This window comes from Pseudomonas sp. SIMBA_041 (assembly GCF_046535095.1).
Taxonomy (GTDB): domain Bacteria; phylum Pseudomonadota; class Gammaproteobacteria; order Pseudomonadales; family Pseudomonadaceae; genus Aquipseudomonas; species Aquipseudomonas mucoides.
Genome location: NZ_JAWRXJ010000004.1, coordinates 144,419 through 171,135 on the forward strand (window position 1 = coordinate 144,419; position 26,717 = coordinate 171,135).

The 26,717-nt window shown below is 60.1% G+C and carries 19 protein-coding genes and 2 pseudogenes; 16 read left to right on the plus strand and 5 right to left on the minus strand.

From position 1 onward, the window contains the following. The first annotated feature begins 124 nt into the window (after nucleotides 1-124). A complete protein-coding gene (gene typA, locus SB725_RS10865) occupies nucleotides 125-1,945 on the plus strand; it encodes a translational GTPase TypA (RefSeq protein WP_027922156.1) in 1,821 nt (606 codons plus the stop codon). Nucleotides 1,946-2,156: 211 nt separating this feature from the next. Here the strand turns inward: typA and SB725_RS10870 are convergent, their stop codons facing one another. Next, entirely contained in the window at nucleotides 2,157-2,597 is a 441-nt protein-coding gene (locus SB725_RS10870) for a YkgJ family cysteine cluster protein (RefSeq protein ID WP_027922155.1), read from the minus strand. A gap of 260 nt (nucleotides 2,598-2,857) precedes the next feature. On the opposite strand from SB725_RS10870, the gene SB725_RS10875 reads away from it, so the two are divergent. The 5 genes and pseudogenes from SB725_RS10875 (at nucleotide 2,858) to SB725_RS10895 (ending at nucleotide 12,338) form a co-directional block, all read left to right on the plus strand. Beyond that, nucleotides 2,858-5,308 carry a glycogen/starch/alpha-glucan phosphorylase gene (locus SB725_RS10875; protein WP_027922154.1) on the plus strand — a complete coding sequence of 817 codons (2,451 nt, stop codon included), beginning with the start codon at nucleotides 2,858-2,860 and terminating at the stop codon, nucleotides 5,306-5,308. A gap of 221 nt (nucleotides 5,309-5,529) precedes the next feature. After that, a complete protein-coding gene (locus tag SB725_RS10880; RefSeq protein WP_410921754.1) occupies nucleotides 5,530-9,108 on the plus strand; it encodes a DUF2339 domain-containing protein in 3,579 nt (1,192 codons plus the stop codon). Continuing rightward, nucleotides 9,105-10,473, plus strand: a pseudogene (locus SB725_RS10885) (DUF3999 domain-containing protein). Before SB725_RS10880 ends, SB725_RS10885 begins: the two are co-directional and overlap by 4 nt. A gap of 248 nt (nucleotides 10,474-10,721) precedes the next feature. Then, on the plus strand, nucleotides 10,722-11,732 hold the full coding sequence (locus SB725_RS10890; RefSeq protein ID WP_059181786.1) for a class 1 fructose-bisphosphatase: 1,011 nt from the start codon (nucleotides 10,722-10,724) through the stop codon (nucleotides 11,730-11,732). A 3-nt stretch (nucleotides 11,733-11,735) separates the two neighbouring features. Next, nucleotides 11,736-12,338, plus strand: a complete 603-nt coding sequence (locus SB725_RS10895) for a DUF924 family protein (RefSeq protein WP_027922150.1) — start codon at nucleotides 11,736-11,738, stop codon at nucleotides 12,336-12,338. Between the two features lie 115 nt (nucleotides 12,339-12,453). On the opposite strand, the gene SB725_RS10900 is transcribed toward SB725_RS10895, so the two are convergent. The 3 genes and pseudogenes from SB725_RS10900 to SB725_RS10910 form a co-directional block, all read right to left on the minus strand. Continuing rightward, nucleotides 12,454-13,218 (minus strand): methyl-accepting chemotaxis protein, encoded by a 765-nt coding sequence (locus tag SB725_RS10900; protein ID WP_370694726.1) that lies wholly within the window; start codon nucleotides 13,216-13,218, stop codon nucleotides 12,454-12,456. A 93-nt stretch (nucleotides 13,219-13,311) separates the two neighbouring features. Further along, nucleotides 13,312-14,346: pseudogene (locus SB725_RS10905) on the minus strand (cache domain-containing protein); the annotation flags it as partial. A 98-nt stretch (nucleotides 14,347-14,444) separates the two neighbouring features. Further along, the gene (locus tag SB725_RS10910; RefSeq protein ID WP_155953701.1) at nucleotides 14,445-14,603 is read right to left on the minus strand and encodes a hypothetical protein; all 159 of its coding nucleotides are present in this window, start codon (nucleotides 14,601-14,603) and stop codon (nucleotides 14,445-14,447) included. Between the two features lie 25 nt (nucleotides 14,604-14,628). On the opposite strand from SB725_RS10910, the gene SB725_RS10915 reads away from it, so the two are divergent. Both SB725_RS10915 and SB725_RS10920 read left to right on the plus strand, forming a co-directional pair. Then, nucleotides 14,629-14,883 carry a hypothetical protein gene (locus tag SB725_RS10915; protein ID WP_027922147.1) on the plus strand — a complete coding sequence of 85 codons (255 nt, stop codon included), beginning with the start codon at nucleotides 14,629-14,631 and terminating at the stop codon, nucleotides 14,881-14,883. A 31-nt stretch (nucleotides 14,884-14,914) separates the two neighbouring features. Continuing rightward, the gene (locus tag SB725_RS10920) at nucleotides 14,915-15,484 is read left to right on the plus strand and encodes a lipocalin family protein (protein ID WP_027922146.1); all 570 of its coding nucleotides are present in this window, start codon (nucleotides 14,915-14,917) and stop codon (nucleotides 15,482-15,484) included. A gap of 120 nt (nucleotides 15,485-15,604) precedes the next feature. Here the strand turns inward: SB725_RS10920 and SB725_RS10925 are convergent, their stop codons facing one another. After that, the gene (locus SB725_RS10925; protein WP_059181785.1) at nucleotides 15,605-16,969 is read right to left on the minus strand and encodes a formimidoylglutamate deiminase; all 1,365 of its coding nucleotides are present in this window, start codon (nucleotides 16,967-16,969) and stop codon (nucleotides 15,605-15,607) included. A gap of 188 nt (nucleotides 16,970-17,157) precedes the next feature. Here SB725_RS10925 and hutC point away from each other — a divergent pair, with 188 nt between their 5' ends. The 8 genes from hutC (at nucleotide 17,158) to hutH (ending at nucleotide 26,634) form a co-directional block, all read left to right on the plus strand. Continuing rightward, entirely contained in the window at nucleotides 17,158-17,826 is a 669-nt protein-coding gene (gene hutC / locus SB725_RS10930; protein ID WP_253405710.1) for a histidine utilization repressor, read from the plus strand. Next, nucleotides 17,823-18,389, plus strand: coding sequence for a HutD family protein (locus tag SB725_RS10935; protein WP_027922143.1), 567 nt, complete (start codon nucleotides 17,823-17,825; stop codon nucleotides 18,387-18,389). The genes hutC and SB725_RS10935 overlap by 4 nt, the downstream gene beginning before the upstream one ends. A 451-nt stretch (nucleotides 18,390-18,840) precedes the next feature. Further along, nucleotides 18,841-20,529, plus strand: a complete 1,689-nt coding sequence (gene hutU / locus SB725_RS10940) for a urocanate hydratase (RefSeq protein ID WP_027922142.1) — start codon at nucleotides 18,841-18,843, stop codon at nucleotides 20,527-20,529. A 154-nt stretch (nucleotides 20,530-20,683) separates the two neighbouring features. After that, nucleotides 20,684-22,153 (plus strand): purine-cytosine permease family protein, encoded by a 1,470-nt coding sequence (locus SB725_RS10945; RefSeq protein ID WP_027922141.1) that lies wholly within the window; start codon nucleotides 20,684-20,686, stop codon nucleotides 22,151-22,153. A gap of 69 nt (nucleotides 22,154-22,222) precedes the next feature. Then, the gene (locus SB725_RS10950) at nucleotides 22,223-23,191 is read left to right on the plus strand and encodes an ABC transporter substrate-binding protein (protein WP_027922140.1); all 969 of its coding nucleotides are present in this window, start codon (nucleotides 22,223-22,225) and stop codon (nucleotides 23,189-23,191) included. A gap of 70 nt (nucleotides 23,192-23,261) precedes the next feature. Beyond that, nucleotides 23,262-24,113: an ABC transporter permease gene (locus tag SB725_RS10955; protein ID WP_027922139.1), complete on the plus strand. Its 852-nt coding sequence runs from the start codon at nucleotides 23,262-23,264 to the stop codon at nucleotides 24,111-24,113. Continuing rightward, nucleotides 24,110-24,940 (plus strand): glycine betaine/L-proline ABC transporter ATP-binding protein, encoded by an 831-nt coding sequence (locus SB725_RS10960; protein ID WP_007948989.1) that lies wholly within the window; start codon nucleotides 24,110-24,112, stop codon nucleotides 24,938-24,940. Before SB725_RS10955 ends, SB725_RS10960 begins: the two co-directional genes overlap by 4 nt. A gap of 170 nt (nucleotides 24,941-25,110) precedes the next feature. Then, nucleotides 25,111-26,634: a histidine ammonia-lyase gene (gene hutH, locus SB725_RS10965; protein ID WP_194940884.1), complete on the plus strand. Its 1,524-nt coding sequence runs from the start codon at nucleotides 25,111-25,113 to the stop codon at nucleotides 26,632-26,634. Nucleotides 26,635-26,717: the final 83 nt, after the last annotated feature.

Consider the following 26,717-nt stretch of genomic DNA (forward strand, 5'->3'; position numbering starts at 1 on the left):
TGCCTGTGGCCTGCGTCACCGGCCCCCCGACTCTGCCGTCAAGCTGTAACGGCAAGGCCTGACTCTACTGTTAATCGCTGCCAAGACTTGTCAGCACACCGAATCCTCTGATCGAGATACACAAGTGATCGAAAATCTACGCAACATCGCCATCATTGCTCACGTTGACCATGGTAAAACCACCCTGGTAGACAAACTCTTGCGTCAATCCGGCACCCTGGAGCGCAACGAGCTCAACGACGAGCGCGTGATGGACTCCAACGACCAGGAGAAAGAGCGCGGTATTACCATTCTGGCGAAAAACACCGCCATCAACTGGAACGGCTACCACATCAACATCGTGGACACCCCGGGCCACGCCGACTTCGGCGGCGAAGTTGAACGCGTAATGTCGATGGTTGACTCCGTTCTGCTGCTGGTTGACGCTCAAGACGGCCCTATGCCGCAAACCCGTTTCGTGACCAAGAAGGCTTTCGAAGCCGGCCTGCGTCCAATCGTGGTCATCAACAAGGTTGACCGTCCAGGCGCGCGTCCGGACTGGGTTCTGGACCAGATCTTCGACCTGTTCGACAACCTCGGTGCTACCGAAGAACAGCTGGACTTCAAAGTCGTCTACGCCTCGGCCCTGAACGGCATTGCCGGTCTGGAACACACCGACATGGCTGAAGACATGACCCCGCTGTACCAGTCGATCGTCGACAACGTACCTGCGCCGAAAGTCGACCGCGATGGTCCATTCCAGATGCAAATCTCCGCTCTGGACTACAACAGCTTCCTGGGTGTTATCGGCGTTGGCCGTATCGCTCGTGGCCGCATCAAGCCGAACACTCCGGTTGTCGCTATCGACGCCGACGGCAAGAAGCGTAACGGTCGTATCCTGAAGCTGATGGGTCACCACGGTCTGCACCGTATCGACGTTGACGAAGCAGCTGCCGGCGACATCGTCTGCATCAGCGGCTTCGACCAGCTGTTCATCTCCGACACTCTGTGCGACCCACTGAACGTCGAAGCGATGAAGCCGCTGACCGTTGACGAACCAACCGTTTCCATGACCTTCCAGGTAAACGACTCGCCTTTCTGCGGTAAAGAAGGCAAGTTCGTGACTTCCCGTAACATCAAGGAACGTCTGGACAAAGAACTGCTCTACAACGTTGCCCTGCGCGTTGAAGAAGGCGACACCGCCGACAAGTTCAAAGTCTCCGGCCGTGGTGAGCTGCACCTCTCGGTACTGATCGAAACCATGCGTCGCGAAGGCTTCGAAATGGGTGTTGGTCGTCCGGAAGTGATCATCCGCATGGTTGATGGCGTCAAGCACGAACCGTACGAAAACGTGACCATCGACCTGCCGGAAGAATCGCAAGGTTCGATCATGGAACAGATCGGTATCCGTAAGGGCGACCTGACCAACATGGTTCCGGATGGCAAGGGCCGTGTGCGCCTTGAGTACAACATCCCGGCCCGTGGCCTGATCGGTTTCCGTAACGAGTTCCTGACCCTGACCTCCGGTGCAGGCATCCTGACCTCGATCTTCGACCGTTACGACGTGATGAAGTCCGGCGACATGTCCGGCCGTCAGAACGGCGTGCTGGTGTCGGTTGCTACCGGTAAGGCACTGACTTACTCGCTGGAAACCCTGCAAGCTCGCGGCAAACTGTTCCTGGGTCACGGTGAAGACGTGTACGAAGGTCAAATCGTCGGCATCAACAGCCGCGACAACGACCTGGGCGTCAACCCAACCAAAGGCAAGAAGCTCGACAACATGCGTGCTTCGGGTAAAGACGAAACCATCGCTCTGGTTCCGCCTATCCGCTTCACTCTGGAGCAGGCTCTGGAATTCGTTCAAGAAGACGAATTGTGCGAAGTCACTCCTAAGTCCATCCGTCTTCGTAAGAAGATCCTGGGCGAAAGCGAGCGTACCCGCGCTGCCAAGAAAAGCGGTAACTGAGTTTCGACTTAGTTAACGCTTAAAAAAAACGCCCCCGACCGCAAGGTCGGGGGCGTTTTTGTTTGTCTGGGGTTTGTGCGGTAACTGTGGCGAGCGAGCTTGCTCGCGCTGGGCTGCGTAGCGGCCCCAGATTTTTGCAGCTAGCTGATTTTCTGAGTGCTATGCACTCAGGCGGGAGCAAGCTCCCTCGCCACAGTTCACAGGCTGAGGATCAGAATTTTTCGAGGGTACGACGGCTACTGCTGGTCTCGCGCGCCACTTCCTTTGGCTTGTACGCGCAATACCCAGGCCGTGGCCCGATTTTCGGGTGATTGCGGCAGGTATCCGGGCGCTTTTCATAAATAGTGCACAGACGGCTCTTACGATCCAGGTACAGGCAATCGTTGTTGCTCATGCGCTGGAGGGTGAAGATCTCGGTCTTCTGGCTGTAGCGTTCGACGATTCCTTCCTTCTGCAGGCGCTTGGCGATGTTCTTCGCCGGCTCGCCGCGTTCGAACTCGTCGACGATGCCGATACGGATCAGATCCTTGATCTTGACCTCGACCGGCAGCGTGCAGCAGCTGGACACGCAGGAACCGCACATCGGCGCAGAGTACTTGGCCCAGGTATCGAGGCGATCGATCTCAGCGGCGGCGATCAGGTTGGGCTTCATCATCGGTTGTTACCAGCTACATGCATCAGGGCGCGCGATCATACCGGGACTGGTGGATTTTTGAACAACCTTTCGCCAGATTTTTTCTGTATCACCCAAAAAGCACCGTTAATCCGGCACGGCCCCTGCATTGATTCAGGCACACGACAAGGTAATGCCGACCTATCTCGCACTATCAGGAAAAACTGCCGAACCAGAGCCCTCACCGTCTGTCAGACCGTCTAGGCTCAACAACTCCACGCTCGCTCGAGGTCCTATCGATGACTCAAGAACCACTTGTTCGCGAAGCAGAGGTGGCCGCATTCCGCGACGCCGTCTTGACCAAACTCACCTATGCGGTGGGTAAAGACCCGGATCACGCCTTCGACCACGACTGGTTCGAAGCCATCGCCCTGGCGGCGCGGGATCACATGGTCGAGCACTGGATGGACCACACCCGGCAGATCTACCGCAAAGGACAGAAACGGGTTTATTACCTCTCCCTCGAATTTCTTATCGGCCGGCTGCTCTACGACAGCCTGAGCAACCTGGGCTTGCTCGACGTCGCCCGCGAAGCGCTGACCGAACTCGGTGTCGACCTCGAACGCATTCGCCTGCTGGAGCCCGACGCGGCGCTGGGCAACGGTGGCCTCGGTCGTCTGGCCGCCTGCTTCATGGAAAGCATGTCGACCCTGGGCATCGCCGGCCACGGCTACGGCATTCGTTATGAACACGGTTTGTTCCGCCAGGCCATCGTCGACGGCTGGCAGCAGGAACAGACCGAACACTGGCTGGACTTCGGCAACCCGTGGGAATTCGAGCGCCCAGAAGTCGTTTACCCGATCGGCTTCGGCGGCGGCGTCGAAACCGTCACCGATGAAAACGGCAAGACCAAGCAAGTCTGGACCCCGGTGGAAACCGTCCGCGCGATTGCTTACGACACGCCGGTGGTCGGCTGGCGTGGGGCGAGCGTCAATACCTTGCGTCTGTGGCGCGCCCGCGCGATGGAAGATTTGCACCTGGAACGCTTCAACGCCGGTGACCACTTGGGTGCCGTGGCCGAAGTCGCCCGGGCCGAAAGTATTTCCCGCGTGCTTTATCCCGCGGACAGCACCGAAGCCGGGCAGGAACTGCGCCTGCGCCAGGAATATTTCTTCGTCGCTGCCTCATTGCAGGATTTGCTGCGCCGTCACCGCAACATGCACACCTCGGTCCTGACCCTGGGCGACCACGCGGCGATCCAGCTCAACGACACGCACCCCTCGATTGCCGTGGCCGAATTGATGCGCCAACTGGTCGATGTCTACGACGTCGCCTGGGATGCAGCATGGCAAGTCACCGTGGACACGCTGTCGTACACCAACCACACGCTGCTGCCGGAAGCGCTGGAAACCTGGCCGGTCGGCTTGATGGAGCGGATGTTGCCGCGGCACATGCAGATCATTTACCTGATCAACGCCCAACACATCGATTCGCTGCGGGCCAAAGGGATTCACGACTTCGACGTGTTGCGCGCGGTGTCGCTGATCGAAGAAGACAATGGCCGCCGTGTGCGCATGGGCAACCTCGCGTTCCTTGGTTCGCACAGCGTCAACGGTGTCTCCGGGCTGCACACGCAGTTAATGCGTAAAACCGTATTCTCCGAACTGCACAAACTCTACCCCGACCGGATCAACAACAAGACCAACGGCATCACCTTCCGCCGCTGGCTGTACCAGGCCAACCCTGAACTGACGTCGATGATGGTCGATGCCCTCGGGCCTGATTTGCTCGATAACCCCGAAGAGCGCTTGCTCGATCTGGAACCGTTCGCCGAGAAATCCGCGTTCCGAAAAGCCTTCGCCGATCAGCGTCTGCACAGTAAAAAAGCCCTGGCGTACCTGATTCACGAGCGGCTGGGCGTGGCAGTCAACCCGGCGGCGATGTTCGACGTGCAGGTCAAACGGATCCACGAGTACAAACGCCAGTTGCTCAACCTGATGCACACCGTAGCGTTGTATCAGGCGATTCGGGCCGAACCGGAAGTCGACTGGGTGCCGCGCGTGAAGATCTTCGCCGGCAAGGCCGCCGCCAGTTATCACCAGGCCAAGCTGATCATCAAATTGACCAACGACATTGCCCGGGTGGTGAATAACGACCCGACCGTGCGCGGTCTGCTCAAAGTGGTGTTCCTGCCCAACTACAACGTCAGCCTGGCGGAGAGCATTATTCCGGCGGCGGATTTGTCGGAGCAGATTTCCACCGCAGGCTTCGAAGCCTCCGGCACCAGCAACATGAAGTTCGGCCTCAACGGTGCATTGACTATTGGCACCCTGGACGGGGCCAACGTCGAAATGTGCGAGCGCATCGGCGCCGAGCACATGTTCATCTTCGGCCTCAGTGCGCAGCAGGTTGAAGCACGCAAACAGAACCATGAGTTCAACGCGACGCCGGATATCGCAGCGTCCCATCGGCTGAGCGACGTGCTGCAAGCGATTCGTGGCGGGGTGTTCTCGCCGGATGATCCGTCCCGTTATACCGGGTTGATCGATTCGCTGGTGGACTACGACCGCTTCCTGGTCTGTGCCGACTTCGACTCTTATTGGGACGCGCAGATGCGCGTTGAAGCCCATTGGCACGACTCCAAGGAATGGTGGCGTTCGGCGGTGTTGAACACCTCGCGGATGGGCTGGTTCTCCTCGGACCGGACTATTCGTGAGTACGCGACGGACATCTGGAAGGCACTGGAGTAACTTTTCGCAATAATTGCGTGCAAGGCCCGACGGTTGTTGGGCCTGGCCGATATACTAAGCACCAGTTTCAGTGAGCGCTGCGCGCTCAATCGCGGGCAAGTCACGCTCCCACAGGTCATCGTCGTTCTTTCGGCTCATGAAAATCCTGTGGGAGCGTGACTTGCCCGCGATGACGTCAGTGCAGACGCCACAAGGCAATGAGCCGCTTAGGGATATCGACCATGCAATGGATTTTCATGCTGATTGGGCTGGTGCTCGGCTGGATACTCGATGAGTCGTTCAGTGATGCGCTGTTGGGCGCATTGCTCGGCTTGGGTATTGGCCAAGCCATTCACATCGCCCGTTTAGGTTCAAAAGCGGCCGAGCAGCACCTTTTGCTGGAGCAGACGCAAGTTGCGCTGAATGCCGTGCAGCAACGACTGACCTTGCTCGAAGTGTCCGGCGTCAAGGCGTCTGAAACCGGCGAACCGATCGCCAGCGAGTCCGTTGCGCCTCCTGAATTTACGCTCGACGAAATCCCTGCCGACAGCCCGGAACTGATCTGGGACCTCCCTGCCGAACTCGAACCGATCACCACTGCGGCGACTGAGTCCAGTCAGCCACTGCCGGCCGATGTCTGGAAACCCGAGCCGGTTGCCCGCGAACCTGCCATCCCGCGCGGCCCTAACTTTATCGATCGCGCCATCAGTGGCGCCCGCGCCTGGCTGTTCGGTGGCAACACTGTGCTGCGGGTCGGTGTGGTGCTGTTGTTCCTCGGTCTGGCCTTTCTGCTGCGCTACGCAACCGAAGGCATGGTGGTGCCGATTGAACTGCGTTACGCCGGGGTTGCGGCGGCAGCATTGGGCCTGCTCGGACTGGGCTGGTGGCTGCGTCATCGCAACACCCATTACGCATTGATGCTGCAAGGCACCGGCATTGCCGTGCTGTACCTGACGGTGTTCGCCGCCATGCGTTTGCATCCGTTGCTTGATCCCACCGCAGCGCTTGGCTTGCTGGTGGCGGTGACGGTGTTCTCGGCCATTCTGGCGATCACCCAGGACTCCCTGGCGTTGGCCTGCGTCGCCGCGCTGGGCGGTTTTGCCGCGCCGATTCTCACGTCCACTGGCGCCGGCAATCACGTCGCGCTGTTCAGCTACTTTGCGTTGCTCAACGCCGGCATCCTCGCCATCGCCTGGTTCAAGGCCTGGCGATTGCTCAACTTGATTGGCTTCGTCGGCACCTTCGGTATCGGTTTCGCCTGGGGCCTGCGTTCCTACACGCCAGAGTTGCTGTGGAGCACCGAGCCGTTCCTGATCCTGTTTTTCCTGATGTACCTGGCCATCGGCCTGCTGTTCGCCCGGCGCAAGTTACTGGAAATGAGCGATGCGCCCGAGGACGACAGTCGCGAGGCGTTGCTGCGCTGGTCGGCGCGTAAAGGTGATTACGTCGACGGCACGATGCTGTTTGGCCCGCCGTTGGTGGGCTTCGGCTTGCAGTTCGCGCTGGTCCAGCACCTTGAGTTTGCCGCCGCGTTCAGCGCATTGGCGCTGGGCATGATTTACATGGGGCTGGCCCGATTGCTGATGGGCGGCCGCGCGTTGTTGGTGGCAGAAACCTGTCTGGCACTGGGTGTGATTTTCGCCAGTCTGGCGATTCCATTGGGGCTGGATGCGCGCTGGACGTCGGCGGCCTGGGCCGTCGAAGGTGCCGGGATTTTCTGGCTCGGCTTGCGTCAGCAACGCCCGTTGGCCAGGGCCTTTGCCTTGTTGCTGCAACTGGGTTCGGCGCTGGCGTTTCTCAGCGAGCTGCGGATCGGCGAAAGCAGCCTGCTCGACGGCGCACCGTTGGGTGCGTTGATGCTCGGCGTGGCGTTGTTGTTCAGCTTCTACCAATTGCGCCAAGCCTCGCCGGAGCACACGGCGCAATGGGAACGCAAAGGGCTGCCGGTACTGGCTTGCCTCGGCCTGATGTTCCTTTACCTATTGGCGCCGTTGTTTTTCTTCACCCACGGTACGGCGATCAGTTGGGCGCTGGCCGGGCTGGCGACGTTGTTTGTCGGTCTGCGCCTGCAATCGCGCACGTTCCTGTTCACCGCGTTTGCTGTGCAATTGCTCGGTGGCGCGTTGTTCCTGCTGCGTCTGCAAGGTGCTGGCGGTGAATCGGCGGCGGTGTTCAGTGCCGGCTGGAGCGGTTTGCTCAGTGCCTCGCTGATCGGCCTGGCGTTGATCGCCGGCATGCTGCTGGCGGCCCGTGATGACATGGTGCGCAGCGACGTGCGACTGCTGCGCGGTTTGTCGGTGGTGTTGCTGGCCGGCCTGGTGCTGATCAATCTGGCGGTGCTGTTCGTGCTGCCATGGCAGACCGCGAGTGCGGTGTGGGCGGCCAGTGGTTTGTTCATCATCTGGTTGAGCCTGTATCTCAAGCAGCGCGTGAGTTTTGTCTTCGGTTTGCTGTTGCAGGTGATTGGCGGCGCGGCGTTCCTGTTTGCCGGGCCGGACCTGCTCGGACCGTTGGCCAGCGAAGGACTGAAGCCACTGGCGCACAGCGGTTTCTGGACGCCGTTGGTACTGGGCTTGGCGGCGCTGGTCGGGGCCTGGCGATTGCAGCTGGGCAACCATGCTTCGGCGTTCGATGTGTTGAGCTTGCAGCGTTTGTCCGAAGTGCTGCTGGTGTGGGGTGCAGGTTGGTGGGCGCTGGCGTGGGTCAGTGAAGTGCTGCGCTTTGCGCCGGTGAATCTGCAAGCGCCGCTGCTGCTGGCGGTGGCGGCCATTAGCGTGGCGCTGTGGACACTGTTGGCACTGCGCTTGAAATGGTCTTCGCTGGGTTTGCTCTGCACCTTGCTGATACCAGCGGCCGGCGTGGTGTTGCTCGCGGCGTGGCATTCGCGTTATCACCCGGCGGCCAGTTTTGGCTGGTTGGCCTGGGCGGCGGTGTTTGTCGTGCATTTCGTTTCGCTGAAACGACTGGCGCCGATGTTGCGGGTGCGCGCGCTCAGCACCGCGCATGTGCTTGGCTGCTGGTTGTTGATCGGTGTGCTGGCGCTGGAACTGCGTTACGGCTTGCTGTTGTTGTCCGAGCAGTACAACGCCTGGCGCTGGTTGGGCTGGGCGATTCTGCCGAGTCTGTACCTGGTGCTGATGGCGGCGCCGCGCACTTGGCCGTGGCCGGTGTCGGCGTATCCCCGCGAGTACCGACTGTATGCGGCGGCACCGCTGGCGCTGCTGATGCTCGGCTGGTTCTGGCTGGCGAACGTGGTCAGCGACGGCACCGCCGAACCGCTGCCTTATGTGCCGCTGATCAACCCGCTGGAATTGGGCCTGCTATGTGCGCTGTTCGGCGTCTACGTCTGGTCGCGCAGCGCGGTGACGCAGCTGGCGATCCGCAAGGATTACGCCGAACACGCCACGCAATTGATCGCCGGGGTTTCGCTGTTCGTGTTCTTCACTGCGTTGGTGATGCGCACCGCGCACCAATGGGGCGGTGTGCCGTTCGAATTCGATGCCTTGCTGGAATCGATGCTGGTGCAGGCCGGCCTGTCCATCGTCTGGACCCTGATGGCGCTGAGCCTGATGATCGGTGGCCATTTGCGCCATCGTCGCGAGGTCTGGCTGATCGGTGCGGCGTTGATTGGCGTGGTGGTGGCCAAGCTGTTCTTTGTGGAATTGAGTAACCGCGGCGGGCTCGCGCGGATCGTGTCGTTTATCGGCGTGGGTGTGCTGCTACTGGTGGTGGGCTATTTCGCGCCGCTGCCGCCCAAGCGTGCCGAGGCTGTGCCGGAATCTGAAAAACCGGCCCCGGAAACCGAAGGAGTGTCGTCTTGAGTCAGAAGCTGAACCTGGGATGGTTGGGTGCCGTTGCGCTGGGTGTGACGTTGTCAGTCAGCGCCCAGGAGCAACCGGCGGATTTCACCACTCAAGTGCCGTTGTCCGTGAGCGGCGAAGGCCCGTGGTATCGCCTCGAATTGCCGTTGAGCGTGCAGTTGAATGCGCGGCAAACCGACCTGAGTGATGTGCGTGTGTTCAACGCCGCCGGTCAGGTTCAGGCGTATGCCCTGGCGCGGGAATCGGCCCAGACCCGCAAAGATCGCACGCTGACCGACGTGAAGTGGTTCCCGCTGTACAACTCGGCGGATTCCACCGAGCGCGCGCCCAGCGTGCGGGTGCAATCGAGTGCCAACGGCACCCTGGTCGAAGTGCAGCCGTCCAGTCAGTTGGAGGCGGGCGAAGAAGTCCTGCGCGGCTGGTTGCTCGATGCCAGTGGCATCAAGGCGCCGTTGCAGCAATTGGTCCTCGACTGGACCAGCGAGCGTGACGGCTTCCAGCGATTCAGCATAGAAGCCAGCGACGACTTGCAGCATTGGCAATCGTGGGGCGAAGGGCAGGTCGCACGGCTGACGTTTGCCGACGAACAGGTCGAGCAGCATGAAGTCGGGTTGCCGGGGCAATCGGCGCGCTATCTGCGCTTGCTGTGGAATTCGCCCGGCGCCAGCGCTGACCTCGGCGCAGCTGGAAAGCGCCAGCACCCGCAGCCTGCCGCTGCCGTTGGTCTGGTCTCAAGCGTTGGCCGGCAGCAGCGCGAAGGTCGGTGAATACACTTGGCAGTTGCCGATGGGGCTGAATGTCGAACGGGTGCAGGTCGATCTGAGTCAGCCCAACAGTCTGGCGCCGGTGACGTTGTCGGGTCGCCGCGAGAGCAGTTTGCCGTGGCAGCCGCTGGGCAGCGGTTTGCTGTATCGCCTGACCCAGAGTGGTCAGGACGTGGTGCAAAACGAATTGCAGTTGTCGGGGCAAACCGTGCAGCAGTTGAAACTGGTGGTGGACGAGCGTGGCGGCGGCCTGGGTGCCGAAGCGCCGACGCTGAAGTTCGCTGTGCGTTCGACGCAACTGGTGTTCCTGGCACGCGGCCCCGGGCCTTACATGCTGGCGCTGGGGAGTGCGACGGTGAAAGCGGCGAGCTTGCCGTTGTCGACGCTGATTCCGGATTACAGCGCGCAGAAACTGGCGACATTGGGCAAGGCAACGGTGGACGGCGGGGCGGTGGTGACGCCGACATCGACGGTGATCACGACGGCAACGGCGGGCACGAGCTGGAAAAAAATCGGGTTGTGGGCGGTGTTGTTGCTGAGTGTGCTGTTCCTGGCAGCGATGGCGTTCAGCTTGCTGCGCAAGCCCCCTGTCAAACCCTGAAAGTGGGTGTTGCGCCCCCATCGCGAGCAGGCGCGCTCCCGCAGTGGATCTCCCGTGTTCATGGGATCCAAGTGGGCGTGAGCCTGCTCGCGATAGCGGTTTATCGGCCGGTAAAAATGCCCGTTTCGAACTACGCTCATCCCGGTGCATGAACTCTCTTGGGCGTATCACGTCTGATAGGAGGAAATGCGCCTCGACTCGCGTTAAACTGCGCGGGTTTTTAGCCCCCCATTCCACCGGAGCCTTCCATGTCCCGCGTTACCCTGAGTCGCTATTTGATTGAGCAGACCCGTAGCAACAACACCCCTGCCGATCTGCGTTTCCTGATCGAAGTGGTGGCGCGTGCTTGCAAAGAGATCAACCACGCCGTGTCCAAAGGCGCATTGGGTGGTGTTCTGGGCAGCATGGGCACTGAAAACGTCCAAGGTGAAGTGCAGAAAAAACTCGACGTGATCTCCAACGAGATCCTGCTCGAAGCCAACGAATGGGGCGGTCACCTGGCCGGCATGGCGTCCGAAGAAATGGACAATGCCTACCAGATCCCGGGCAAATACCCGAAAGGCGCGTACCTGCTGGTATTCGACCCGCTGGACGGTTCGTCGAACATCGACATTAACGCACCGGTCGGTACGATCTTCTCGGTGCTGCGTTGCCCGAACGAATACCTGAGCCAGAACGAGCCTTTGAACGAGAAGGCCTTCCTGCAGCCAGGCACCGAGCAAGTGGCTGCCGGTTACGCGATCTACGGTCCACAGACCATGTTGATCCTGACCCTGGGTGATGGCGTTAAAGGCTTCACCCTGGACCGTGAAATGGGCAGCTTCGTGCTGACCCACGAAGACATCAAGATCCCGACTTCCACTCAGGAATTCGCGATCAACGCCTCCAACCAGCGTCACTGGGAAGCCCCGGTACAACGTTACGTCGGCGAATTGCTGGCTGGCGAAGAAGGCCCGCTGAAAAAGAACTACAACATGCGTTGGGTCGCCGCGATGGTCGCGGACGTGCACCGCATCCTGACCCGTGGCGGTCTGTTCATGTACCCGCGCGACAGCCGCGAGCCGTCCAAGCCGGGCAAGCTGCGTCTGATGTACGAAGCCAACCCGATGTCGTTCCTGGTTGAACAGGCCGGCGGCGCTTCCACCGATGGCCATCAGCGCATCCTCGACATCAAGCCGGACGGCCTGCACCAGCGTGTCGCGGTGTTCCTCGGTTCGAAAGAAGAAGTCGAACGCGTCACGGCTTACCACAAGGCCTAAACCATGACCGCGCCCTGGCAGCCGTTGCTCGATTGGTGGTTCGGTTCTTCCGGATCAGCGAACGAAACAGCGGCCGCCAAGGGCAAGTTATGGTTCGGCAAGCGCAACAGCCAGGACCTCGAAGCGCAAACGCGTTTCGGGGACTGGGTCGAGCAGGCACTGGTCGGCGGATTGACTGACTGGGCGCAACGCCCCGAAGGTTGGCTGGCTCTGGTGCTGCTGCTCGATCAACTCCCGCGAATGATCTACCGCGACACTCCCAAATCCTTTTCCGGCGATCTCAGGGCTCAGGCTCTGGTGGCGCAAGGCATTGCTGCGGATTTTGATCGGCAGCTGCAGCCGATTCAGCGGGTGTTTATTTACCTGGTGCTGGAGCATTGCGAGCATCTGGCGGTGCAGAACGAAGCTGTTTCGCGGTTCATCGAATTGGTGGCGCAGCAGCCGGAGGCTGATCGGGCGGTGTTTGCCGATAACCTGGATTATGCCGAGCGGCATCGGGACGTGATTGCGCGGTTTGGACGGTTTCCGCATCGCAATGCGGTGTTGGGGCGGGCGTCTACGGCTGAGGAAATAGAGTTTCTTTCGGGGCCTGGATCTCGGTTCTGATGCTTCTTTTTTGCTAATGCCGCCATCGCGGGCAAGCCCGCTCCCACAATGATCTCTGTCCACCGAAGATCCCTGTGGGAGCGGGCTTGCCCGCGAAGAGGCCAGTAAGAGCGCCTTAGATTCTGAAGCTACCCACCAACTGCTTCAATCGCGCCGCCTGCTGCTCAAGATCCGCACACGCACGCAAGGTCGACTGCAAGTTCTCCACCCCTTCCTGGTTCAAGGTGTTGATCTCGGTAATGTCGACGTTGATCGACTCCACCACCGCGGTCTGTTCTTCCGTCGCCGTCGCCACTGACTGGTTCATCCCGTCGATTTCACCAATGCGCTGCGTCACGCTGCCCAGGCGTTCACCGGCCTGGTTGGCGATGCCGACGCTGCTTTCGCTCTGGCGCTGGCTGTCGGTCATGGTGCTGACCGCTTCACGGGCGCCGACTTGCAGCTCCTCGATCATCTTCTGCACTTGCTGCGCCGAATCCTGAGTGCGGTGGGCGAGGTTGCGCACCTCGTCCGCCACCACGGCAAAGCCACGACCGGCTTCACCGGCACGGGCTGCTTCGATGGCCGCGTTCAGGGCCAGCAAGTTGGTCTGCTGGGAGATGCTGGTGATCACTTCCAGAATCTGCCCGATGTTCACGGTGTTGCTGTTGAGTGTTTCGATGTTGCCGCACGAATCGCTGATCTTCGCCGACAGCTGCTGCATCGCAGCGATGGTTTTATCCACCACTTGCTGACCGTCTTCGGCGAGGGCGCGGGCGTCGCTCGAATGCTGCGAGGCGAGGGCGGCGTTCTGGGCGATTTCCTGGGCGGCGGCCCCCAGTTCGTTGATCGCGGCGGCCACGCTGCTGGTGCGCGAGGCTTGCTGGTCGGAGTTGAACATCGACGAGTTGGACGCGGCCACCACACGCAGGGCGACTTCGTTGACCTGGCCGGTGGCCGAGGACACTTCGCGAATCGAGGTGTGAATACGTTCTACAAAACGGTTGAACGAGGTGCCCAGTGCGCCGAATTCGTCCTGGCCGTGGATGGTCAGGCGTTTGGTCAGGTCACCTTCGCCTTCGGCGATGTCATGCATCGCGCGGCCCATGGTCAGCAGCGGCTGCATCAGGAAGCTGATCAACATGCCCAGCAACGCGATGATGATCACCACGGCGATGACCATGGCGATGATCGCCGAGGTGCGGAATTCGCTGAGCATCGAGAACGCGGTGTCCTGATCCAGCACCAGCGCCACATACCAGTCCGCCGACGGCACGCCGTTGACGTGGGTGAAGGAGATGAACTGGGTCTTGCCGTCGAACTCGACTTCTTTCATGCCCGGGCTGACTTTCGGCGCGCCGTTCGGGTAGGCATCGGCCAGTCCTTTGAGCACCAGTTTGCTGTCCGGGTGGATCAGGATCTTGCCGTCGGCGCTGACGATGAATGCATGGCCGTGGCCGCCGAAATTCAGCGAGTTGATGATTGCGCTGACGCTGGACAGGTCGATGTCCGCACCGGCGACACCGATCATCTGGCCCTGATTCTTCACGGGCGTGGCGACGGTGATTACCAATTTGCCCGAGGACGCAGCGATGTACGGTTCGGTGACGATGGTCTGTTGCGCGCTGTTGGCCGCCTTGTACCAGCCGCGAGCGCGAGGGTCGTAGTCGGCGGCGCGATTGCCGGCCGGGACCGAGAACATCACCCCGTCAGTGCCGCCGAAATAGCTCAGCTGGAAGTTGCTGGTGTAAGCCGGCAGGTCGATGGCGCGTTTCAGGCTGGCGGGTGCGCTGCCATCCATGGCGATCTGCTGGGACAACGATTGCAGCAACTGAATGCGGCTTTCCAGCCAGGTCTGGATGTTGCTGGTGGTCAGGCTGCCGAGTTCCTGCATCGAGGATTCGGTACTGCTGCGCAGGGTCTGGCGCTGGCGATAGTCGTTGAACAGGATGAAACAAGCGAATGCAACGGCCACCACGAGGGCGGCAGCCAGCAAGATCTTGTGGCTGAACTTCATGTTTCTGGTCATTAAATGAGCTACCGCGGAGGGGCTGATCAACTGGGGGCGTCAATTTGCCACAGTCAGGGCTGTGGGATCCCTCTGTGTCGACTGGCCAGCGCCAAAGATTAGGCGTCTTTTTGCAAAAACTGACGAAATACCCATTTGCGTAAGAAAGTGGCTGATTTTTCGAAAAAAGGCAGACGAGTGGCCTGATAAATAGCGTGACGGTCGGGGAACCAGAAGAGGGTTTTCTCTTCTAAGCTTCTGCTTGGCAGCCATGCCATTCCCCTTCGCTCCAGGAGTTTCACCATGTCGCTGCGATCTATCGCCTTGCTCTCGTTCTGCGTGTTGTTGGCCGCATGCAGCAAGGTCAATCAGGAAAACTACTCGAAACTGTCGACCGGCATGCCTAAGGCCGAGGTCGAAACGTTGTTGGGTCAACCTGCTGATTGCTCGGGCGCGCTCGGTATGTCCAGTTGCACCTGGGGCGACAAAAACAGCTTTATCAGCGTGCAGTACGCCGGTGACAAAGTATTGATGTTTTCCGGCCAAGGCCTGAAGTAAACCGGGGCGTTGCGCCCACGGGAGAAAAACAATGAAGCGGTTCCTGTTCGTACTTTTTGCCGGCCTGGTATTGGCTGGCTGCGCCACTTCTGGCCATGATTCGTTGGCGCCAAAAACGGTCAACAGCGTCAACCTCAAGCGTTACCAGGGAACCTGGTACGAGTTGGCTCGCCTGCCGATGTATTTCCAGCGCGACTGCGCGCAGTCCGAAGCCCATTACAGCCTCAAGCCTGACGGCAACATGGCGGTGTTGAACCGCTGCCTGACACCGCAGTGGCAGTGGGAAGAGGTCAAGGGCACGGCTTATCCACAGGTGTCAGGTAAATTCGACAAACTGTGGGTCGAGTTCGATACCTGGTTTTCTCGTCTGCTGCCCGGTACGGCGAAGGGCGAATACTGGGTGTTGTACGTCAGCGATGACTACAAGACAGCCATTGTGGGCGACCCGAGTCGCAAGTACCTGTGGCTGCTGTCGCGGACCCCGACGGTCAATGGCGTGGTTCGAGAGGAATTGCTGAGCAAGGCGCGTCAGCAAGGTTACGACACCACGCGGCTGATCTGGCGTGCGACGGATACGCAGATGGCCAAGACCTCGAACTAACTGTTTGCAGAAACCCAATGTGGGAGCGAGCCTGCTCGCGAAGGCGGACTGTCAGTCAACATCTCTGTTGAATCTGATGGCCCCTTCGCGAGCAGGCTCGCTCCCACATTTTGTTTGGGGTTAGCCCAGAAGATCGCGCAGGACCTGGGTGAAGGCGCGATTGCTTTCTTCTTCTCCCGCATGACGCCCGTCACGCACGACCCACTGGCCATTGACCAGCACATCACGCACCTGACGATCACCACCGGCAAACAACCAGCGATTCAAAATCCCGTCGCCACTGGCCGTCGCCAGGTACGGATCGTTGCCGTCCAGTACCAGCCAATCCGCACGCTTACCGACTTCCAATGCGCCAATCGGCTGACCCAACGCCTGAGCGCCGCCATCCAGTGCTGCGTCGTACAGCGTGCGACCCACCATCGGCTGCTCCGCGCCATACAAACGATTACGCCGCTGATCGCGCAGACGCTGGCCGTATTCCAGCCAGCGCAATTCTTCCACCACGCTCAACGACACATGACTGTCGGAACCAATACCCATGCGTCCGCCCTGAGCGAGGAAATCCACCGCCGGGAAAATTCCGTCGCCAAGGTTGGCTTCGGTGGTCAGGCATAAACCGGCAATGGCGCGACTCTTGGCCATCAGCGTGACTTCTTCCGCGTTGGCGTGGGTGGCGTGAACCAGGCACCAGCGCTGATCGACCTCATTGTTTTCGTACAGCCATTGCAGCGGACGACGACCGCTCCAGGTCAAACAGTCGTCGACTTCCTTCTGTTGTTCGGCAATGTGAATGTGCACCGGGCATTGTTTGTCGCTGGCGGCCAGCACTTCGCTGATCTGCTGCGGGGTTACTGCGCGTAGCGAATGGAAGCACAAGCCCAGCGACTGCGCCGGTTGCTGCGCCAGGATCGGCTGCAAGCGCGACTGAAGTTTCAGGTAGTTCTCGGTGCTGTTGATAAAGCGGCGCTGGCCTTCGTTGGGCGTCTGGCCACCGAAACCGGAATGGCTGTAGAGCACCGGCAGCAGGGTCAGGCCGATACCGGCGGAACTCGCCGCCTGGCTGATACGCAGCGCCAGTTCGGCCGGGTCGGCGTAAGGCTGGCCATTGGTGTCGTGGTGCACGTAATGAAATTCCGCGACCGAGGTGTAACCAGCCTTGAGCATTTCGATGTAGAGCTGACGGGCGATGACGCCGAGTTGATCCGGGCTGATTTTTCCGACGAGGCGATACATCAAATCGCGCCAGGTCCAGAAACTGTCGTTCGGATTACCCGCCACTTCCGCCAAACCGGCCATCGCTCGCTGGAAGGCATGGGAGTGCAGATTCGGCATCCCCGGCAGCAGCGGACCGCTTAGCCGTTCGGCGCCATCTGCATGGGAATCGGCCTGGATATGGGTCAATACGCCCTCGGCGTTGACCTCAAGACGTACATTGTTGGCCCATCCACTAGGCAGCAGCGCGCGTTCGGCAAAGAAGGCGGACATGGTTCAGCACCCCATCGTGTGTTATTTGTATATACATATACAGACGTTTGCCTGCTCGGTAAACTCCGGCAAGCTAGCAACTCTTCTCAAACGAACAAGGATTAACCGTGCCGACTCCGCCCCCAGTGTCACCGTTGGCCGCGAACATCGGCGACAGTCCGGCGCCCTTGTACGCCCGCGTCAAACAGATGATTACCCAGCAAATCGACAGTGGAAACTGGCCGCCGCACTACCGCGTTCCGTCGGAAAGCGAGCTGGTCAGCCAGCTCGGCTTCAGCCGCATGACCATCAACCGTGCCCTGCGCGAGATGACCGCCGACGGTCTGTTGGTGCGCATGCAAGGCGTGGGTACGTTCGTCGCCGAGCCGAAAAGCCAGTCCGCGCTGTTTGAAGTGCACAACATCGCCGACGAGATCGCCTCCCGTGGCCATCGCCATACCTGCAAGGTGATCACCCTTGAAGAAGAGGCCGCCGGCTCCGAGCGCGCTTTGGCGCTGGATATGCGCGAAGGGCAGAAGGTTTTCCATTCGCTGATCGTGCATTTCGAAAACGATATCCCGGTGCAAATCGAAGACCGTTTCGTCAACGCGCTGGTCGCCCCGGAGTACCTCAAGCAGGATTTCACCCTCCAAACGCCTTATGCCTACTTGAACCAGGTCGCGCCGCTGACCGAAGGTGAGCACGTGGTCGAGGCGATTCTGGCCGAGGCGTCGGAGTGCAAATTGCTGCAGATTGAAAAGGGCGAGCCGTGCCTGCTGATTCGTCGCCGCACCTGGTCCGGCCGTCAGCCCGTGACCGCCGCCCGTTTGATCCACCCCGGTTCCCGTCATCGTCTGGAAGGTCGGTTTCATAAATGAGAACAATGGTTTTACGCGCCAAAGATTACCCGCGCATGCCGTGGAAAAACGGCGGCGGCAGCACTGAAGAAATCACCCGCGATGCGGGCGTTGGCCTTGAGGGTTTCGGCTGGCGCCTGTCGATTGCCGACATCGGCGAGTCGGGTGGTTTCTCGACATTCACCGGTTACGAGCGGGTCATCACTGTGCTGCAGGGTGACGGCATGACCTTGCGGGTGGATGGCCAGGACACGCATCCGTTGTTACCGCTGCACCCGTTTGCCTTCAGTGGTGAGAGCGAAGTGTCCTGCACACTGCTCGGCGGGCCGATCCGCGATTTCAACCTGATTTATGCGCCGCAACGTTACAGCGCGCGGTTGCAGTGGCTGGCGGGTGAACAGCGGTTTTTCAGTTCGGCGGGGACCGTGTTGGTGTTCAGCATCGCCGACGCATTGGAGGTGAAAGCCGGTAACAGCGTTTCGCAACTGGGTCGCCATGATTGCCTGCAACTGGACGGTAACACTGGGTTGTTGGAAGTCTCCAGCAATGGCCCATGCTGTGTGATCGAACTGACTGCGCACTGATTCAATATCAAGTCGCCTCTATCGCGGGCAAGCCCGCTCCCACAGGTACGATGATTTCCCTGTGGGAGCGGGCTTGCCCGCGATGCTTTTTGCCTCGCAAAAACTGTTCCCCTGCGCGCACCATCTTGTTACCGAACGCCCCAGCGTGGCGCAAAACCTCGCTCAAGTAACAGCCGTCACCCTTCTGCAACAATCCCCCCGAAAAATTTCATCTCTACCTGAACCCTTGATCTACAAGCGTTCCAGCCCATCCAAAAACTTTCTTGAACACCCATCAAACAAGTTGGCCGCTTGATTGCATATGCTTGTATGTACAAGTAAAGACGTATGCGTATGAGTCGACCGAGACTCTCCGCAGCGTCCACTGATTCGCTTGTGGCGCAACGATGCGCACAGGCTGGCTTGCCCACTGCCAGGGTTGGTTTGAATTGATCGCTGAGGAGTCTTTTTCGTGACTGACAATACCCAGAAACCTACCAAGTTTCGTAACGTTGAAATCCGTGCCGCACGCGGTAACAAGCTGACCGCCAAGAGCTGGCTGACCGAAGCGCCGCTGCGGATGCTGATGAACAACCTCGACCCGGAAGTCGCCGAGAACCCTAAAGAACTGGTGGTTTACGGTGGTATCGGACGTGCGGCACGTAACTGGGAGTGCTACGACAAGATCGTCGAAAGCCTGACCAACCTGAACGACGACGAGACGCTGCTGGTGCAATCCGGCAAGCCGGTCGGCGTGTTCAAGACTCACACCAATGCACCGCGCGTACTGATCGCCAACTCCAACCTGGTGCCACACTGGGCGAGCTGGGAACACTTCAACGAACTGGACGCCAAAGGCCTGGCCATGTACGGCCAGATGACCGCCGGCAGCTGGATCTACATCGGCAGCCAGGGCATCGTCCAGGGCACCTACGAAACCTTCGTCGAAGCCGGTCGCCAACACTACAACGATGACCTGAAAGGTCGTTGGGTCCTGACCGCCGGTCTGGGCGGCATGGGCGGCGCCCAGCCTCTGGCCGCCACTCTGGCTGGCGCTTGCTCGCTGAACATCGAATGCCAACAGGTCAGCATCGATTTCCGTTTGAACAGCCGCTACGTCGACGAGCAGGCCAAAGACCTCGACGACGCACTGGCGCGCATCGAAAAATACACCAAAGAAGGCAAAGCGATTTCCATCGCACTGCTGGGTAACGCCGCTGAAATCCTGCCGGAACTGGTTCGTCGTGGCGTACGCCCGGACATGGTCACTGACCAGACCAGCGCCCACGACCCGCTCAACGGTTACCTGCCGGCCGGCTGGACCTGGGAAGAGTACCGCGCTCGCGCCAAGACCGAGCCTGCTGCTGTGGTCAAAGCCGCCAAGCAGTCGATGGCCGTGCACGTTAAAGCGATGCTGGATTTCCAGAAAATGGGCATCCCGACCTTCGACTACGGCAACAACATCCGTCAGATGGCCCAGGAAGAAGGCGTGGAAAACGCATTCGACTTCCCAGGCTTCGTACCGGCTTACATCCGTCCACTGTTCTGCCGCGGCATCGGCCCATTCCGTTGGGCTGCACTGTCGGGCAACGCCGAAGACATCTACAAGACCGACGCCAAGGTAAAAGAGCTGATCCCGGACGACGCCCACCTGCACAACTGGCTGGACATGGCCCGCGAGCGCATCAGCTTCCAGGGTCTGCCGGCGCGTATCTGCTGGGTTGGCCTGGGTCTGCGCGCCAAGCTCGGCCTGGCCTTCAACGAAATGGTGCGCAGCGGTGAATTGTCCGCGCCGATCGTGATCGGTCGCGACCACCTGGACTCCGGTTCGGTCGCCAGCCCGAACCGCGAAACCGAATCCATGCAAGACGGTTCCGATGCCGTGTCCGACTGGCCACTGCTCAACGCTCTGCTGAACACGGCGAGCGGCGCGACCTGGGTGTCCCTGCACCACGGCGGCGGTGTCGGCATGGGCTTCTCCCAGCACTCGGGCATGGTGATTGTCTGCGACGGTACGGACGAAGCAGCCGAGCGTATTGCTCGCGTGCTGCATAACGACCCGGCGACCGGCGTTATGCGTCACGCCGATGCGGGTTACCAGATCGCGATCGACTGCGCCAAGGAACAAGGGCTGAACCTGCCGATGATTACCGGCAAATAAACAACCCGAGTAGCAGCTGCCGAAGGCTGCGTTAAGGGCCGAAGGACCTTCGTTCCACATTGGAATGCCGGGGTCGCTTCGCAACCCAACGCAGCCTGCGGCAGCTGCTACAGGGATTGCGTAAACCTACAAAACAATCCACAGAGGTTGAACCATGGCTGTCAGCGAACGTGCAGGCAACAAACCGTTGATCGAGAAGCGCTCGATCGACTACATCCCGGAAGCGGAAAGACACGGTCGTCTATTTAGCCAGTTCACCCTGTGGATGGGTGCCAACCTGCAAATCACCGCGATTGTCACCGGGGCCCTGGCCGTGGTGTTGGGCGGTGATGTGTTCTGGTCGTTGATCGGTCTGTTGATTGGTCAACTGCTCGGCGGCGGGGTCATGGCGTTGCATGCGGCGCAAGGTCCCAAGCTGGGCCTGCCGCAGATGATTTCCAGTCGGGTCCAGTTCGGCGTGTATGGCGCGGCCATCCCGATCGTGCTGGTCTGCTTGATGTACCTGGGCTTCACCGCAACAGGTACCGTGCTTTCCGGTCAGGCGCTGGGCCAGTTGTTTGGCGTCAGCGACAGCGTCGGCATCCTTATTTTCGCCAGTGTCATCGTGCTGGTCACGGTGCTCGGTTATCGGGTGATCCATTGGATCGGCCGTGTGGCCAGTGTCATTGGCGTGATTGCCTTTGTTTATCTGTTCAGCCGTCTGATGAGCCAGGTTGATGTGGGCGCACTGTTGCAAATTCGCCACTTCAGCTGGAGCAGTTTCTTGCTTGCGGTATCGCTCGCGGCCTCCTGGCAGATCGCTTTCGGCCCTTATGTGGCTGACTACTCGCGCTACCTGCCGAGCAAGATTTCTTCGGTGAAAACTTTTTTTGCCGCAGGCGCAGGTTCGGTCATTGGTGCGCAGGTCGCGATGGTCCTCGGCGTGTTCGCTGCTGCATCGGCCAACGGCCAATTCGCTGGGCATGAAGTCGCCTACATCGTTGGTCTGGGCGGTACCGGTGCCACCGCTGCGCTGCTGTATTTCAGCATCGCGTTCGGCAAGGTCACCATCTCCACGCTGAACTCCTACGGCAGCTTCATGTGCATTGCGACCATCATCAGCGGCTTCCGTGGTGACCTGAAAGTATCGCGCCTGCAGCGTCTGGTCTTCGTGCTGGTGATCGTTGGTGCTGCGACCCTGATGGCGTTGCTCGGCCAGCACTCGTTCCTCGGTGCGTTCAAGTCCTTCATCCTGTTCCTGCTGGCGTTCTTCACGCCATGGAGCGCGATCAACCTGGTGGATTACTACTGCATCACCCGCGAGCGCTATGACGTGCCGGCACTGGCCGATCCTAACGGTCGCTACGGCCGTTGGAACGCCCTCGGTATCAGCGTCTATGTCTTCGGTGTGCTGGTGCAGTTGCCGTTCATCTCCACCAAGTTCTATACCGGTCCGCTGGTGGCGGCCCTGGGTGATGTGGATATCTCCTGGATCATCGGTCTGGTGATTCCCGCGGCCCTGTATTACGTGTGTGCGAAAAAATGGCACGGCACCGTGCCCGATCAACTGATTCTGCCGATCGAGCAGGACAGTGTTGTACAACCTAAAACAAACGGGACCGGTCGCGTAGCGACGCAGGCCTGATTGGACGTGGACAGGGCTGGATGCCTCTTGACTGCCGTAAGCCAATTCATGATTAGGAGCGTCACAACAATGAAATCGAACAAGACCCTGCTGACCACATTGCTTTCCATGGGCCTGCTGGCCAGTGCTGGCGCCACTCAGGCGGCTGGTTGGTGCGAGTCGGGCAAACCGGTGAAATTTGCCGGCCTGAACTGGGAAAGCGCGATGCTGCTGACCGACGTGATGCAAGTCGTGTTGGAGAAGGGCTACGACTGCAAGACCGACAGCCTGCCGGGCAACTCCATCACCATGGAAAACGCCCTGAGCAGCAACGACATTCAGGTGTTTGCCGAAGAGTGGGTCGGTCGCAGCGAAGTCTGGAACAAGGCCGAGAAGGCCGGCAAGGTCGTCGGTGTCGGCGCACCTGTGGTGGGCGCTATCGAAGGCTGGTACGTGCCGCGTTACGTCATCGAAGGCGATGCCAAGCGCAAGCTGGAAGCCAAAGCTCCCGACCTGAAAAACATTGCCGACCTGGGCAAATACTCGGCGATTTTCAAGGACGCTGAAGAGCCCTCCAAGGGCCGTTTCTACAACTGCCCGGCCGGCTGGACCTGCGAGCTGGACAACAGCGAAATGCTGAAGAGCTACGGCCTGGAAAGCACCTACACCAACTTCCGCCCAGGCACCGGCCCGGCGCTGGATGCGGCCGTGCTGTCGAGCTACAAGCGTGGCGAGCCGATCCTGTTCTACTACTGGTCGCCAACCCCACTGATGGGCCAGATCGACGCGGTGAAACTCGAAGAGAAACCAGGCGTGAACAAGACCGTGGATATCAAGGTCGGCCTGTCCAAGACTTTCCACGAACAGGCCCCGGAACTGGTGGCCGTGCTGGAAAAGGTCAACGTGCCAATCGACATCCTCAACCAGAACCTTGGGCGCATGACCAAAGAGCGGATCGAGTCGCCAAAACTGGCGAAGATCTTCTTGAAGGAACATCCTGAAGTCTGGCACGCGTGGGTGAGCGAAGACGCAGCCAAGAAAATCGACGCGGCCTTGTAGGTTGAGCCTCTCCGACTGCCGGTAGCGGCAGTCGGACGCTTGATCGCAACCCCTTGATTGAGAGTCTCCTATGTTTCCCGAAAGCTTTACCTTTTCCATCGCCGACTGGGTCAACGGTTGGGTCGATTCGCTGGTCACCAACTACGGCGACGTGTTCCGGCAGATCTCTGACACGCTGCTGTGGGCCATCGTCAACCTTGAAGGCCTGCTGCGTGCGGCGCCTTGGTGGTTGATGCTCGCCATCGTCGCGGGCATTGCCTGGCACGCCACGCGCAAAGTCGTGACCACGGCCGTGATTGTCGGGTTGTTGTTCCTGGTGGGTGCGGTCGGCCTCTGGGACAAGCTGATGCAAACCCTGGCGCTGATGATGGTCGCGACGATCATTTCGGTGCTGATCGGCATTCCGCTGGGCATTCTCTCGGCACGTAGCAATCGCCTGCGTTCGGTGCTGATGCCGTTGCTCGACATCATGCAAACCATGCCGAGCTTCGTGTACCTGATCCCGGTGCTGATGCTGTTCGGTCTGGGCAAGGTCCCGGCGATTTTCGCCACCGTGATCTACGCCGCCCCCCCGCTGATTCGCTTGACCGACCTGGGCATTCGCCAGGTTGATGGTGAAGTGATGGAGGCGATCAACGCTTTCGGTGCGAACCGCTGGCAGCAACTGTTTGGCGTGCAACTGCCCCTGGCCCTGCCGAGCATCATGGCCGGGATCAACCAGACCACCATGATGGCGCTGTCGATGGTCGTGATTGCCTCGATGATTGGTGCCCGTGGCTTGGGCGAAGACGTACTGGTGGGGATTCAGACCCTCAACGTCGGACGTGGCCTGGAAGCCGGTCTGGCGATCGTGATTCTGGCTGTGGTGATCGACCGCATTACTCAGGCGTACGGTCGGGCACGGCATGAGGTGAGCAAATGAACAACGCGACCGTAAGCAAGATTGAAGTCAAAAACGTCTTCAAGATTTTCGGCAACCGCTCCAAGGATGCGCTGGCGATGATTGGCCAGGGCAAGACCAAAGACCAGGTGCTGTCCGAAACCGGCTGCGTAGTCGGCGTGAACGATCTGTCCCTGAGCATCGGCACGGGCGAGATCTTCGTGATCATGGGCCTGTCGGGTTCCGGCAAATCGACTCTGGTGCGTCACTTCAACCGCCTGATCGACCCGACCAGCGGCGCGATCCTGGTGGACGGCGTGGACATCCTGCAATACGACATGGAAGCCCTGCGCGAATTTCGCCGGCACAAGATCAGCATGGTGTTCCAGAGCTTCGGCCTGCTGCCGCACAAGACTGTGGTGGACAACGTCGCCTACGGCCTGAAAGTGCGCGGCGAGAGCAAGCAAATGTGCTCCGAGCGCGCGCTGCACTGGATCAACACCGTGGGCCTCAAGGGCTACGAAAACAAATACCCGCATCAGCTCTCGGGCGGCATGCGTCAGCGTGTGGGCCTGGCCCGCGCCTTGGCCGCCGACACCGACATCATCCTGATGGACGAAGCGTTCAGTGCCCTTGACCCGTTGATTCGCGCCGAGATGCAGGACCAGTTGCTTGAACTGCAAAAGACCCTGCACAAGACCATCGTCTTCATCACCCACGACCTCGACGAGGCCGTGCGCATCGGCAACCGCATCGCGATCCTCAAGGACGGCCGCCTGATTCAGGTCGGCACCCCGCGCGAGATCCTGCATTCGCCGGCGGATGAGTATGTCGACCGGTTTGTGCAACGTCGGGCTGCAGTGGTTTAAAAGATTTGCGGTGACTTTTGCCGGCCTCATCGCGGGCAAGCCCGCTCCCACAGGGATTGGTTGTGTTGCATAAATTTTCTTCACACAACAGAACACTGTGGGAGCGGGCTTGCCCGCGATGGGGCCGGTAAAGCTGCATCAATATTCAGGTTTTACGCACGAGGTCAAAGATGTCCCAGGCTGAAAAAATCGTTATCACCGAAGCGCAGGTCCGCTGGCAGGATGTGGTCGCCGTTGCCCGTCATGGCGCGCAGCTTGAGCTGTCGGCGCCGGTCTGGGCACGCATTGAAAACGCCCAGGGCATCGTCCAGCGCATCGTCACCAGCGGCGAGCGTGCCTATGGCATCAACACCGGGCTGGGCGCGTTGTGCAACGTCTCCCTGCAAGATGAACAACTCAGCCAGTTGTCGCGCAACACCCTGCTCAGCCACGCCTGTGGCGTGGGCGCGCCGCTGACCAACGAGCAGACGCGCGCCATCATGTGCGCCGCCGTCGTCAACTACAGTCACGGCAAATCCGGCCTGCACCGCCAAGTGGTCGAAGCCCTGCTGGCGCTGCTCAACCGTGGCATCACCCCGCAAGTGCCGTCCCAGGGTTCTGTGGGCTACCTGACGCACATGGCTCACATCGGCATCGCGCTGCTGGGTGTTGGCAATGTCAGCTATCGCGGGCAAATCGTTTCCGCTCAGCAAGCCCTGGCCGAAGAAGGCCTGCAACCGGTCAAGCTCGGCGCCAAGGACGGTTTGTGCCTGGTCAACGGTACGCCGTGCATGACCGGCCTCAGCTGCCTGGCGATTGCCGACGCCGCGCATTTGCTGCAATGGGCCGATGTGATCGGCGCCATGAGTTTTGAAGCCCAGCGCGGTCAGATCGATGCGTTCGACGCCGAGATCATTGCGCTCAAGCCGCACCCGGGCATGCAGCAAGTCGGCGTCAACCTGCGCGCGGTGCTCGATGGCAGTGAAGTGATCGCCAGCAGCAAAGGTATTCGTACCCAGGACGCCCTGAGCATTCGCTCGATCCCGCAGGTCCACGGCGCTGCCCGTGACCAGCTGGTTCACGCGACTCAACAAATCGAAAACGAACTCAACGGTGCCACCGATAACCCGTTGGTGCTGGGCACGCCGGACAACTACCGCGTCGTTTCCCAAGCCAACCCGCACGGCCAGTCCGTAGCGATGGCAGCGGACCTGCTGGCCATCGCCATGGCTGAAATCGGCTCCATCGCCGAACGTCGCCTCGATCGCCTGATCAACCCGCACGTCAGCGGTCTGCCGGCGTTTCTGGTGGCCAATCCGGGCGTCAACTCCGGGATGATGATCGTTCAGTACGTCGCCGCGTCCCTGTGCGCGGAAAACCGGCAATTGGCGCAACCCGCCGTGCTCGACAACTACGTTACGTCGGGCCTGCAGGAAGACCACTTGAGCCTGGGCACCAACGCCGCGCTGAAGCTGCATCGTGCGCTGGAAAACTGCACGCAGATCCTTGCCATCGAGTACTTGCTGGCGGCTCAGGCGTTTGAATTCTTGAAAGAGCAACGCTTTGGCGCTGGCACCGATGTCGCGTGGCGTCTGCTGCGCGAGCGGGTTCCGGCCTACGACCAGGACCGCTGGCTTGCACCGGACATCGCCGCCGCTGCCGGTGTGTTGAAAGACCCGATTTTGCTGCACAACGCGTTGCCGAACCTGAACTGATTTCCATAACACCAGCGTGCCAAGGCGCGTCTCCCCAAAAGCGAGACGCGACGGACAACGGAAATCTCCGGAGCGTCTGGTGA